The sequence below is a fragment of the Actinomadura fibrosa genome (assembly GCF_900659615.1).
GTDB classification, from domain to species: Bacteria; Actinomycetota; Actinomycetes; order Streptosporangiales; family Streptosporangiaceae; genus Spirillospora; species Spirillospora fibrosa.
This window is the reverse complement of the sequence record NZ_CAACUY010000261.1, coordinates 1-11,458: the sequence shown is the minus strand read 5'-3', so window position 1 is coordinate 11,458 and position 11,458 is coordinate 1. Positions and strand designations below refer to the sequence as shown.

Genomic DNA, 11,458 nt, shown 5'->3' with positions numbered 1-11,458 from the left:
GGGGCGAACCCCAGGCAGCCAAACCTCAGAAGAAATCCCAGCAAGCACCACACCCCCAAAAAGGGGCTGATGCATTGCCTCAAAGAAATCCCCACCACCAGACACACGAAGCATCCGGCGGCCACGGGGCGACCCGACCGACCAACGGTCGACCGAGCCGATAAGGCACTGGCTTTTAACACGCTGTTGAGTTCTCAAGAAACGGACACCCACCGCGCTGGATCCGCTTTCGCGTTTCCCGCCCCGGGGCGACTCGCTTTACTTTACCGGATCCGCCCGGCTTGTCAATTCCGGGCTTTTCCGATCCGCCTTTCCAGTCCGCTTGCGCGGCCCTTCCGGGCGGGTGTTTCCATTTCATCAGATCCGGCGCGATTGTCAAAATCGGCCTTTCCGACGCACCACGATACGGCAGGCACGGCGAGGCCGTGTCGGCTGGTTCGTTGGTGGGTTCCCCATCGGCCGGCCACCGCGCAGGCGTCCTGCATCCGTAAGGGGACGAGGAGTCAACTTACGCGATCCGGCGGGCTGCGTCAAGTCCGCGCCCGATGTGGTCACGTGCCCTACCGCGGCCGCGGGACATCGCGGGCGGGGACGCTGGTTCGGTGCGGCGGAGACGTGAGCAGGCTCTTACCACGGCCGCGGGAACCAGGCATGCTTGTTGACCATCTATGTGTACGACCCAGCCCACGGCATGGAGGTACTGTCCATGAGCTACTACCCGCCACCCTCTCAGGGCGGCTACGGCGGCGGCGGGACGCCGCCCCCGAACCACCTCGTCTGGGCGATCCTGACGACGCTGTTCTGCTGCCTTCCCGCGGGGATCGTCTCGATCGTGTTCGCCGCCCAGGTCAACTCGAAGTGGGCGTCCGGGGACCATGCCGGTGCCATCAGCGCGTCCAACAACGCCAGGATCTGGGCGATCGTCTCGGCGGCGGTGGGCGCGGTGATCGGCGTCATCTACGCGATCGTGCTCCTGGCCGCGTCGAGCAACTCCTGACCCATGCCGTTCGGGAGCCGGTCCGCCGTGCCGCGAGCGGGCGAACGGACGGGCCGGCCCGGCGACGGGCCCCGCGGTCGCGACGGCGCGGCCGCGGTGGCTCGTCGGCTGCTCGGTCCGGGCGCGGTCGTCGTGGTGGCCGCGTCCGTCGTCTCTTATGTGGGTGCCGTCGATCCGAACGTGGACGGGCACTACCCCACGTGCCCGTTCCTCGCGCTGACGGGCTATCAGTGTCCCGGCTGCGGTTCGCTCCGGACGATCCATGCCCTGGCGCATGGGCACGTCCGTGAGGCGTTGGGGCTGAACGTCCTGGCCGTGGCGATGCTGCCGGTGCTGGCGTTCTTCTTCGTCCGCTGGACGGCGGCTCGGGTGCGGGACCGGCCCGCGCGTGCCCGGGCCGGCGATCCGCGGCTGATCTGGGCGCTTTTCGGGGGAATCGTATTGTTCTGGGTGCTGCGCAATCTGCCGTTCGGTTCCTTCCTCGCCGCCTGATCGGCCGGGCGCCGTCCGGGGCGAGAATGGATTTTCCCATCTCGACGAGGAGGACGACGATGAGCGGGAACGGACGCGCCCTGGTGCTGGGCGGCGGCGGTGTGGCGGGCATCGCGTGGCTGACGGGCCTGATCACCGGGCTGGCGGACGCCGGGACGGACGTGACCGGCGCGGACCTGCTGGTCGGGACGTCGGCGGGTTCCGCCGTCGCCGCGCAGGTGGGCAGCGGCAGGCCCTTGACCGAGCTGTACGCGGCGCAGGCCGATCCGGCGCGGCAGTACCGCGAGATGGTGCCGCCGGGGGTGTCGGTGGCGGACGTGGTGGAGGCGTGGACGCGGATCGCGGCCGGGGCGGGTGACGCGGCGGAGGTGCGGCGCGGTCTCGGGGCGCGGGCGCTGGAGGCGCAGACGGTGCCGGAGGCGGTGCGGCGGGAGGTGATCGCGGGGCGCCTGCCCGTCCACGCGTGGCCGTCGCGGCCGATGCTGATCACGGCCGTGGAGGCGCTGACCGGCGAGCTGCGGGTCCTGGACCGCGACTCCGGGGTGGATCTGGTGGACGCGGTGGCGGCGAGCTGCGCCGTTCCGATGATCTGGCCGCCGGTGACGATCGGAGGGGTCCGGTACGTCGACGGAGGGGTCAGGTCGGGCACCAACGCCTCGTTGGCCGCCGGGTATGAGCGGGTCCTGCTGCTCGTGCCCCTGGAGGACCCGACGCTGGACGAGGAGGTCGCGGCGGTGACGGCGAAGGGCGGCCGGGTGGAGGTCGTCCGGCCGGACGAGGCGTCGGTGGCGGCGGCCGGTGCGGATCCCCTGGACCCGGCGACGCGGACTCCGGCGGCCGAGGCCGGTCGCGCGCAGGGCCGGTCGATCGCGGCGCGGATCGCGTCGTTCTGGGGCTGACGGCGGCCACGGCGGTGGCGGGTCTCCGGCCCGCCGCGCGTCGTCCGCTCAGGGGGAGGTGACCGGTTCGGCCGGCGGGACGGTGGCGTCGTCCTCGTCCGGGGGCGTGCGGGTGAGGACGTTGAAGACCAGGTTGAGGACGATCGCGCTGATGGCGCCGAGCGTGATGCCGCTGTTGAGGATCGCGGCGACGTCGCGGGGCATGTTCTCGCCGAAAGCCGGGACGGTGGCGGGGAGCAGGGCGAGCGCGACGCTGACCGCGACGACGAGGGCGTTGCGCTCCTGGCGGAGGTCGACCTGCGCGAGCGTCTGGACGCCCACGACGGCGACCATCCCGAACATGGCGACGGCGGCGCCGCCGAGGACGTCCGGGGGGATGGACGCGACGTAGGCGGCGGCCTTGGGGATCAGCCCGAGGACGATCATGATGGTGCCGGCGGCGACGACCACGAAGCGGCTGCGGACGCCGGTGAGGCGGACGAGCCCGACGTTCTGCGCGAAGCAGGTGTAGGGGAAGGCGTTGAGGGTGCCGCCGAGGAAGGTGGACAGCCCGTCCGCGCGCAGCGCGCGGGTGATGCCGTCGCCGGTGACCTCGCGGCCGACGATCTCGCCGGTGGCCTTGGCGTCGCCGACGGTCTCCACGACGGTGACCATCATGACCAGGAGCATCGCGAGGATCGCGCCGATGTGGAAGGTGGGCGCGCCGTAGTGGAACGGCGTGGTGACGCCGAGCCAGTCGGACCTGCCGACCTGGTCGAAGTGGGTGTCGCCGAGGGCGTAGGAGACGGCCGTCCCGCCGACGAGGCCGAGCAGGACGGCGATGCTGCCGAGGAACGGGCGGCGCAGCCGGTAGAGGGCGACGATGAACAGCAGGGTGCCGCCCGCGTACGCGAGGTGCCGCCAGCTGCCGAAGTCCTTGGTGACGGTCTTGGCGGCGGCGCCGCCCGCGGCGTCGGTGAGCGCGTTCGGCAGCAGGACCAGTCCCATGATCGTCAGGACCGTGCCGGTGACGAGGGGCGGGAAGAAGCGCAGCAGGCGTCCGAGGAACGGCGCGGCCACGAGCGTGACGAGGCCCGCGGTGATCGTGGCGCCGTAGATGGCGAGCAGCCCGGCGGTGGCGTTCTCCGCGCCCTGCCCGATGGCGATCATCGGGGCGACCGCGGTGAACGTGACGCCCTGGACGATCGGCAGCCGGATGCCGACGCGCCAGACGCCGAGCGACTGGATGATGGTGGCGATGCCGCAGGTGAACAGGTCGGCGTTGATGAGGTAGACGAGCTGCTCGGGGGTCAGCCCGATCGCGCCCGCGACGAGGATGGGCACGACCACGGCGCCGGCGTAGAACGCCAGGACGTGCTGGAAGCCGTAGAGGGCCAGCCTGGGGACGGGGAGCACCTCGTCGACGGCGTCCCTGCGCGGTCCTTCTCCGGTCATGCCCGCCTTGCCTCCCGGGGTCGCTGGGCGGCCGCCGGCATGCCCGGGCGCCGATCCCGAGAGCCGAACATACAGGTCACCGCCCCGCGGTGATCGCGCGGCCTCGCCGGGAGGCCCGCGGGCGGGGGTCAGGTGACGGGGACGATCTTCGCGGCGGTCAGCCGGCCGTCGTGGACGTCGAGCAGCCCGATCGTGCCGTGGGGCTGGCGGCGCCGGTCGGTGGGCGATCCGGGGTTGAAGATCCGGACGCCGTCGCCGGTCTCGTCCATCGGGATGTGCGAGTGGCCGAACACGACGAGGTCGGCGGCGGGGAACCAGCGCCGCATGCGGGCCGTCCGGCCGCGCGCCTGGCCGCTGTCGTGGACCATCGCGACGGCGAGGCCGTCCAGGTCGAGTTCCAGCCGCTCCGGCGCGCCCCAGTCCGCGACGTCGGGCGCGTCGTTGTTGCCGAGGACGGCGTGCACGGGCGCGTACTGGGCGAGCTCGTCCAGGACCGAGGCGACGCACACGTCGCCGGCGTGCAGGATCACGTCGGCGTCGCGCAGGTGCCCGGCCACCCGCGGCGGGCACGACTTCCAGCGCCGGGGCGCGTGCGTGTCGGAGACCACCACCGCTCTCATCCGCCCATTGTTCCCCACGTCCGGGGAATGATCCGCCTCGGCCCGGGTTCCCCGGGGCACGGCCGCGGGACGGGTGATTTTGCGACGCCGGGGCCCGTACACGCGTGGGAAACAACTGTAAGCACATAGTCATTCACCTGCGATGACCTGCGGAGTTACGCTTCAGTCCCCTCGCGGTCGCTCCCGAGGCGCCCCGGCCGTACGCCCCCGGCCCCGCCTCGGCGGCGACCCAGCACCGCGGGGGCCTGGGGCGGCCGGGCATCGAGGAGGAAGGCCACTCCCTTGCACCGGCCCCGGTGCCCGGCCGCCCTACTCTCCCGCCCCGGTTTCCCGGGGCGGGGGTTATCCGGGCAGGACGAGAAAAAATGCGTGGCGGGTTTCTCGACGGCCGCTGCTAGAGATATAGGTTTTCCCGGCGGATGGCGGGGTCGTTTCTCGGTGGCCGGTGGAATTGCTCGGCGGTGCTCCGTTGCGCCTCCGGGGCGGGCCCCGGTTCCGGGCCGCGGGGCGGGCGGCCCGGACCGGCGGGGGCCAGCGGTTACGAGGTCAGGTAAAGCTTGCGGTCGAAGACCCCGGAGCCGGGGGTGCTCTCGCCGCGGGCGATGGCGGCGCCGCTGCCCGTCCCGTTGGAGGGGCAGAGCAGGTCGCTGCCGGTGTCGCGCACGAGCGTGATGTTGGAGGACTTGCCCTGCGCGTCGTCGTTGGGCAGCGGGCGGTTGGGGTTGTCGCGGTTGTAGACGTCGAAGGCCAGGCCGTCGGTGGTGCCGGTGCGGAACTTGTACCAGCAGGTGCGGACGCTGCCGAGGAACTCGCCCTCGATCTTGAAGCGCAGGGCGCCGTTGATGGTCAGGACGCCGTCGCGGCCGCCCGCCACGGGCGCGTAGGTGACCGCGCCGGACTTGTCGGGCACGGTGCTGAGGTCGAGGTCGGTCGCGGGGGAGCTGAAGCCGTTGGACGTGCGGCAGGCGCCGATGGAGGCCGCGGTGAGGGCGCCGGGGCCGGTCGACTGGACGGTGCCCTTGAGGTTCGCGCCGTCGCACGTCCCGGTCACGCGGATGCCGAGGAAGGTGATGGCGAAGTCGAGCGTGCCGACGGTGGAGACCTGCCAGTTGCCGGAGTAGGGGGCTCCGGTGGCCGTCTCCTGGCGGACCGTGGTGGTGGCGGCCGACGCCGCGGGGGCGGTCAGGGCGAGCGCCGCGCAGGCGGCGGCGGTGGTCGCGGTCAGGGCGGTGGTCAGGGTGGCGGGAGCTTTCACGGGGTTCCTCCTCGACGAGGGCTTCGAGCGTCCGCGCGCGGCACGTCCGCGCGCGTCCCCTCGCGCGGCACGCCGTGGGGGGTCCGTCGTGGCCGCGCGGAACATCAGGGTTTTTCTACCCGAGTGATCGCCGGATGCAAAGGTCCGATCGGAAATACGGCCGCTTTTTGTCGGCCGCCGATAAAGGCCCCGTGATGATCATAAGGTTGACCGCGCATTTGCGGTCACCGTGTTTTTCAGCACCATTCTTTCAGGCGTTCCGGGATTGCGGAGGCCCCGGCGGCGGTGATGTGGCGCACTCCGGGCGGACGGCGCGGGGAACGGAGCGGTGCGGGCGGGCCTAGGGGCCTGGCCGCGCCGTGCTCGTCAGCGGTGCCGGGCCTTCAGGACCTCGGGGTTGGCGCAGTGCCGGAGCGGCTCGCCGCGCAGGTGCCGGCCGACGTCCTCGGCGATGATGCGGGCGGCGTTCGCGGCGGTCTGCTTGCTGGCGCCCGCGAGGTGCGGGGTGACGATGATGTTCGGGGTGGTCAGCAGCCGCGAGCCGGCCGGGATGGGCTCCTCGGGGAAGACGTCGAACGCGGCGCCGAACAGGTGCCCGGACTCGACGGCGTCGCAGACGGCGTCGTAGTCCAGCAGCGTGCCCCGCGCGCAGTTGACGATGATCGATCCGGGCCGCATCGCCGCGATCTCCGCGGCGCCGATCATCCCGGCGGTCTCGGGGGTGGCGCGGGCGTGCAGGGAGACGATCTGCGCGCGGGCCAGCAGCTCGTCGAGCGTGACGGGCTCGGCGATGCCGGCGAGGTCGCCGAGGTCGTCCAGGTAGGGGTCGTGGACGAGGACGCGGGAGCCGAGCGCGGCGGCGGCGCGGGCGACGCGGCGGCCGACGGCGCCGCAGCCGACGAGGCCGACCGTGCCGCCGAGCAGCTCGATGCCGACGTCGTCGTAGCGGTAGTAGTCGCCGCGCCAGCGGCCGGCGACGAGCTCGCCGTGGGTCTGCGGGATGCGGCGGACGGCGGCGAGGATCAGCCCGAGGGTGTGCTCGGCGGTGGCGCCGGCGTTGCGTCCGGGGGCGAAGCAGACGGCGACGCCGTGCTCGGTCGCCGCGTCGAGGTTGGCGTTGACGGGGCCGCCGCGGCTGACGCCGAACAGCCGCAGGTCGGGTGCGGCCTCCAGGACGCGGCGGGTGAGCGGCGCCATCTGGGTGACGCAGACCTGGATCCCGCGCAGGGCCTCGATGAGCCGGTCCTCGGTGCCGGACGCCTCGTCCACCTCGGCGACGCGTCCGAACGGCTCCACCGGCCACGGCAGGGTCAGCTCGGAGAACTCCAGGCCGCCGGGCGTCTCGGCGCGCAGCGCGTCGATGAACAGGCGGTTGAGGACGAAGTGGTCGCCGGCCGCGAGGACGCGGGTCGTCATTGCTGGCTCCAGGGAACGAGCGATCCTTCGATCGCGGTGTTGAACTCCAGGAGGGCGGCGTCGCCGTCCCGGAGCCGGATCTCGGTGAGGGCGCAGTTGCCGAGCGCGGGGAACCGCCGCCGGTAGTCCTTCAGCGGCAGCCCGAGCAGCCGGCACAGGGCGAGGCGCAGCGCCGTGGAGTGGGCGACGACGAGGACGCGGCCGCCGGGGTGGCGGGCGGCGATGTCGTGCAGGCAGGCGGTGAAGCGGCGGGCGGCGGCGGCCGGGTCCTCGCCGCCGGGCAGGTGCGCGGCGACCGGGTCGGCGTGGAAGGCGCGGAGCGCCTCGGGGAAGGTCCGCTCCATGTCGGCGCGGGTGAGGCCCTCGCCGCGGCCGAAGTCGAGCTCGCGGAGGCGGGTGTCGACGCGGATCATCGTCCCGGCGGCCTCGGCGGCGGGGGCGGCGGTGCGCCGGGCGCGGGCCAGGTCCGAGCACCACACCGCGTCGGGGCGGGCGGCGGCGGCCCAGGCGCCGAGGAGCCGCGCCTGCTCCAGGCCCCGCCGGGTCAGCGCGACGTCGCTGGTGCCGGCGTACCGGTTCTCGGCGTGCCATTCGGTCTCGCCGTGCCGGACGAGGACGAGGCGGGTCACCGGGGCGTCCTCGCCCGCGCGTGGGCGGCGGTCTCGGCGGGCAGCCAGCCGCGCCGCTCCAGCTCGCCGACCAGGCGCAGGTAGGCGTCGTCGAACCGGCCTGCGCGGTCGGGGCGCGGGTCGACGACGGTGCGGACGGCGACCATCCGGGCGGCGACCTCGGCGACGTCGCGGCCGGGGGACGCGGCGAGGACGGCGGCGCCGAGCGCGGGCTCGGCCTGGCGCGGCAGAAGGATGGGCCGGCCGAGGACGTCGGCGCGGAGCCGGCACCAGTAGGCGCTGCGCGCGGCGCCGCCGGTCAGGGTGAGGTCGCCGCCGGTGGGGGCGCCGAGCAGGTCGAGGTGGTCGAAGCAGAGCCGTTCGACGAACGCGACGCCCTGGAGGACGGCGGCGTAGTCGTCGGCCTCGTCGCCGGTGCCGCCGAGCCGGAACCCGCGGGCGCCGGGGGCGAGGAACGGGAACCGCTCGCCCTCGGACACCAGCGGGTAGGCGAGCGCGGCGGCGGGTTCCCGGGCGGCGGCGCGCCGGTCGAGGTCGGCGAGGTCGCGGCCGGCGAAGTCGCGGGCGAGGGCGCCGGCGCCGGTGCTGGACGCGCCGCCGGGCAGCCACCGGCCGTCCGGCGCCCGGTGGGAGTAGACGACGCCGAACGGGTCGTGGACGAGGTCGTCGGTGACGCCCTTGAGCACGAGCGTGGTGCCGAGGACGGAGTTCCAGGACCCGTTGGTGAGGCGTCCGGTGCCGAGCTGGGCGGCGCAGCCGTCGGTGGCGCCCGCGACGACGGGCGTGCCGGCGGGCAGGCCGGTCGCGTCGGCGGCGGCCGCGCAGACGGTGCCGAGCGGGGTGCCGGAACGTTCCAGCGGCGGGAGGAGCCCGGCGGGGACGCCGAGCGCGTCGAGGACGTCCCGCGGCCAGGCCTCGGCGAGGAGGTCGGCGCCGGTCTTCAGCGCGTTGCTGAGGTCGGCGGCGACCGGGTGGCCGGTCAGCCGCCGGTTGACGAAGTCGGCCTGGTGGGCGAGCCGGGCGCCCGCGGGGAGCCCGCCGGGGACGCCCTCGGCGAGCAGCCACAGCAGCTTCGGCAGCGCCCAGGCGGGCTGCATCCGCTGGTAGCCGAGCCTGCGCCAGACCGCGCCGCCCGCCTCGTTGATCCGGTCGACGTAGGAGGCGGCGCGCGTGTCGTCATACATCAGGGCGGGGGTGAGGGGCCGCCCGTCGCGGTCGGTCAGCAGGATCGTGCCGGACGTGCCGTCCACCGCGACGGCCTGGACGGCGCCGGCCGGCACGCCGCGCAGGGCCTCGCGGCACGCGGCGGCCACCGCGTCCCACCACTGCTCGGGGTCCTGCTCGTGGCGGGGGCCGTCGCGCCGCCCGGTCAGCCGCCGGCTGCCGGCGCCGGCGACGTCCCCGGACGCGGTGACGGCGAGGGCGCGGACGCTCTGCGTGCCGAGGTCCACGCCCACCCACACCGGTTCGGTCCCGGACGCCTCCCGTCCGGTCACGGCCGCGTTCCGTCCGGCGCCGGCCCGGTGGGGCCGGTCCGCGCGCGCAGGGCGGCGAGCGTCGGCCAGGCGGGGCCCGTTGCGCGCCGGACGTCGAGGAAGTCCTGGTAGGCGGCGGTGTAGTGCGCGGCCCGTCCCGGGTCGGGTTCGTGGACGTCGCCGGGGCGGACGTGGGCGTCGGCGGCGGCGCGGGCGTCTACGGCCCGTCCGGTCGCGAGGAGCCCGACGATGAACGCGCCGCGCGCGCCCGGCTCGGTGTCGGCCGACCGGACGACCGGGACGCCGGTCGCGTCGGCCAGCATCCCGAGCCACACCGGGCTCGCCGACCCGCCGCCGCTCACCCGCAGCTCGGTCGGGCGGGTCCCGGCCGCGGTCAGGCAGTCGCGGACGACCAGGCTCAGCCCCTCCAGGACGGCGCGGGCGAGGTGCTCGCGCTCGTGCTCGACGGTCAGCCCGTGGAACGCGCCGCGCGCCCGCGGGTCGAGGAACGGCGCCCGCTCCCCCGCCGGCGACAGGTAGGGCAGGAACACGAGGCCGCCCGCGCCGGCCGGGGCCCGCGCCGCCAGCTCCGCGAGGCCGCGCGGGTCGCCGGCCAGCCCGAGGACCCGGCAGGCCCAGTCGACGACCTGGCCGCCCGCGAGGGTCGGGAACGCCCGCAGGTACCGGCCGGGCAGGCCCATCGCGATCGTCAGGCCGGACGGCTCGCCGTCCAGGGCCGGGGACTCGACGACCGTCTCGGTGCACAGCGTCGTGCCGAGGATCGTGCACGCCTGGCCGGTGTCGACCGCGCCGACGCCGATGGCCGTGGCGGCGATGTCGTAGGGGGCGAGGACGACCGGCGTGCCCGCCGCCAGCCCCAGCTCCGCGGCGGCGTCCGGGCGCAGCGCCGCGACGCGCTCGCCGTCGCCGCGCAGCGGGGGCAGCAGCGGGCGCGCCCACTCCATCCCGTACAGGCGCAGCAGCTCGTCGGAGTAGCGGAGCGCGCGGATGTCCAGGAACGGCGCCGAGGCGTCCGAGCCGTCCGCGGCGATCTCGCCGGTGAGGCGGGCGAAGAGCCAGCCGCCGCAGGTCAGCGCGGCCGACATCCGGGCGAGCCGGTCCGGGTCGCGGGCGCGCAGCCAGGTGAGGATCGCGTTCGGCAGCCCGGCGAACGTCAGCGACCCGTTCGCGCGGAACGCCTCGCCGAGGACTCCGGCGCGGGACCACTCCTCGACGACCGCTCCCGCGCGGCCGTCGTTCCACAGGATCGCCGGGCCGGCCGGGTCGCCCGCGCGGTCCACCGGCCAGCAGCCGTCGCCCTGCGCGGTGAGCGCCAGGAAGTCGATGCCGGTACCGGTACCGGTGCCGGTGGCGGTGGCGAGGCGGCCGGCCACCTCCCGCACGCCGTCCGCCACCGCCCGCCACACCGCCGCCATGTCCTGCTCGGCGTGGCCGGGCGCGGGGCGGCTCACCTCGGTGGGCCGCCGCACGACGACGAGTTCCGTCCCGTCGTCGGCGTACCCCGCCACTTTGATCATCGTGGTGCCCGCGTCGACGCAGACGACCGCCATCGTCCCTCCCGTCCGTTCGCTTCCGATGGTCTGCCCGGGGACGGCCGCGTCAGGCCCGGCCGTGCGAGGCCCGGGACCGGCGGGCGACCGAGTCCAGCGCCACGGCCAGCAGCAGGACGGCGCCGGTGACCATGAAACGGTACGACGAGTCCAGGTTCAGCAGCGTGAGGCCGCTGGAGATCGACTGGATGACCACGATGCCGAGCAGCGCGGCGAACGCGTTGCCGCGCCCGCCGAACAGGCTCGTCCCGCCGATGACCGCGGCGGCGATCGCGTTGAGGTTCACGTCGCCGCCGCCGCTGCTCTGGTTGGCCGCCGCGAGCCGCGCGGCCGCGAGGATCCCGCCGACCGCCGCGAGCGTCGTGCAGACCACGAACGCCGAGGCGTAGACCGCCTTCACGTTGATGCCGGCGCGGCGGGCCGCCTCGACGTTGCCGCCGACCGCGTACACCGACCTGCCGTACTTCGTGCGCGCCAGCACGTAGTGCACGGCCAGCACCAGCCCGAGGAAGAGCACGAACATCCAGCCGACGCCCCGGTCGCGGTTCAGGTACCAGACGGCCGTGCCGAGACCGGCGAGGAGGGCCTCGCCCGCCCGGCGCCGCCGCTCCGCCCGCGGCACGCCCCGGTAGACGAGCGGCAGCGCGACGTTGTCCCGGGCGCTCGTCCG

At 74.7% G+C, this 11,458-nt stretch carries 11 protein-coding genes; 3 read left to right on the top strand and 8 right to left on the bottom strand.

The genetic code is table 11. The annotated features are described in order from the left end of the window. Nucleotides 1–658: 658 nt before the first annotated feature. The 3 genes from E1300_RS41810 to E1300_RS41800 all read left to right on the top strand — a co-directional run bounded on the left by E1300_RS41810 (nt 659) and on the right by E1300_RS41800 (nt 2,388). Complete coding sequence (locus tag E1300_RS41810; RefSeq protein WP_242619743.1) at nt 659–997, top strand: CD225/dispanin family protein; 339 nt, start codon at nt 659–661, stop codon at nt 995–997. Between the two features lie 96 nt (nt 998–1,093). Next, entirely contained in the window at nt 1,094–1,489 is a 396-nt protein-coding gene (locus E1300_RS41805) for a DUF2752 domain-containing protein (RefSeq protein WP_242619742.1), read from the top strand. Between the two features lie 59 nt (nt 1,490–1,548). Next, entirely contained in the window at nt 1,549–2,388 is an 840-nt protein-coding gene (locus E1300_RS41800; protein WP_131762824.1) for a patatin-like phospholipase family protein, read from the top strand. A gap of 48 nt (nt 2,389–2,436) precedes the next feature. On the opposite strand, the gene E1300_RS41795 is transcribed toward E1300_RS41800, so the two are convergent. From E1300_RS41795 to E1300_RS41760, 8 genes are all read right to left on the bottom strand, one after another. Beyond that, nucleotides 2,437–3,822, bottom strand: a complete 1,386-nt coding sequence (locus E1300_RS41795; protein WP_131762823.1) for a nucleobase:cation symporter-2 family protein — start codon at nt 3,820–3,822, stop codon at nt 2,437–2,439. 128 nt (nt 3,823–3,950) lie between these two features. Then, entirely contained in the window at nt 3,951–4,442 is a 492-nt protein-coding gene (locus tag E1300_RS41790; protein WP_131762822.1) for a metallophosphoesterase family protein, read from the bottom strand. 538 nt (nt 4,443–4,980) lie between these two features. Beyond that, complete coding sequence (locus E1300_RS41785) at nt 4,981–5,697, bottom strand: hypothetical protein (protein ID WP_131762821.1); 717 nt, start codon at nt 5,695–5,697, stop codon at nt 4,981–4,983. A gap of 366 nt (nt 5,698–6,063) precedes the next feature. Then, nucleotides 6,064–7,113, bottom strand: coding sequence for a 2-hydroxyacid dehydrogenase (locus tag E1300_RS41780; protein ID WP_131762820.1), 1,050 nt, complete (start codon nt 7,111–7,113; stop codon nt 6,064–6,066). Continuing rightward, the gene (locus E1300_RS41775) at nt 7,110–7,742 is read right to left on the bottom strand and encodes a histidine phosphatase family protein (RefSeq protein WP_131762819.1); all 633 of its coding nucleotides are present in this window, start codon (nt 7,740–7,742) and stop codon (nt 7,110–7,112) included. The genes E1300_RS41780 and E1300_RS41775 overlap by 4 nt, the downstream gene beginning before the upstream one ends. Continuing rightward, nucleotides 7,739–9,238, bottom strand: a complete 1,500-nt coding sequence (locus E1300_RS41770; protein ID WP_242619741.1) for an FGGY-family carbohydrate kinase — start codon at nt 9,236–9,238, stop codon at nt 7,739–7,741. The genes E1300_RS41775 and E1300_RS41770 overlap by 4 nt, the downstream gene beginning before the upstream one ends. Beyond that, nucleotides 9,235–10,788: an FGGY-family carbohydrate kinase gene (locus E1300_RS41765; RefSeq protein ID WP_131762818.1), complete on the bottom strand. Its 1,554-nt coding sequence runs from the start codon at nt 10,786–10,788 to the stop codon at nt 9,235–9,237. The genes E1300_RS41770 and E1300_RS41765 overlap by 4 nt, the downstream gene beginning before the upstream one ends. Before the next feature lie 49 nt (nt 10,789–10,837). Continuing rightward, a partial coding sequence (locus E1300_RS41760; protein WP_442316431.1) for an ABC transporter permease subunit occupies nt 10,838–11,458 on the bottom strand: 621 nt, incomplete at its 5' end.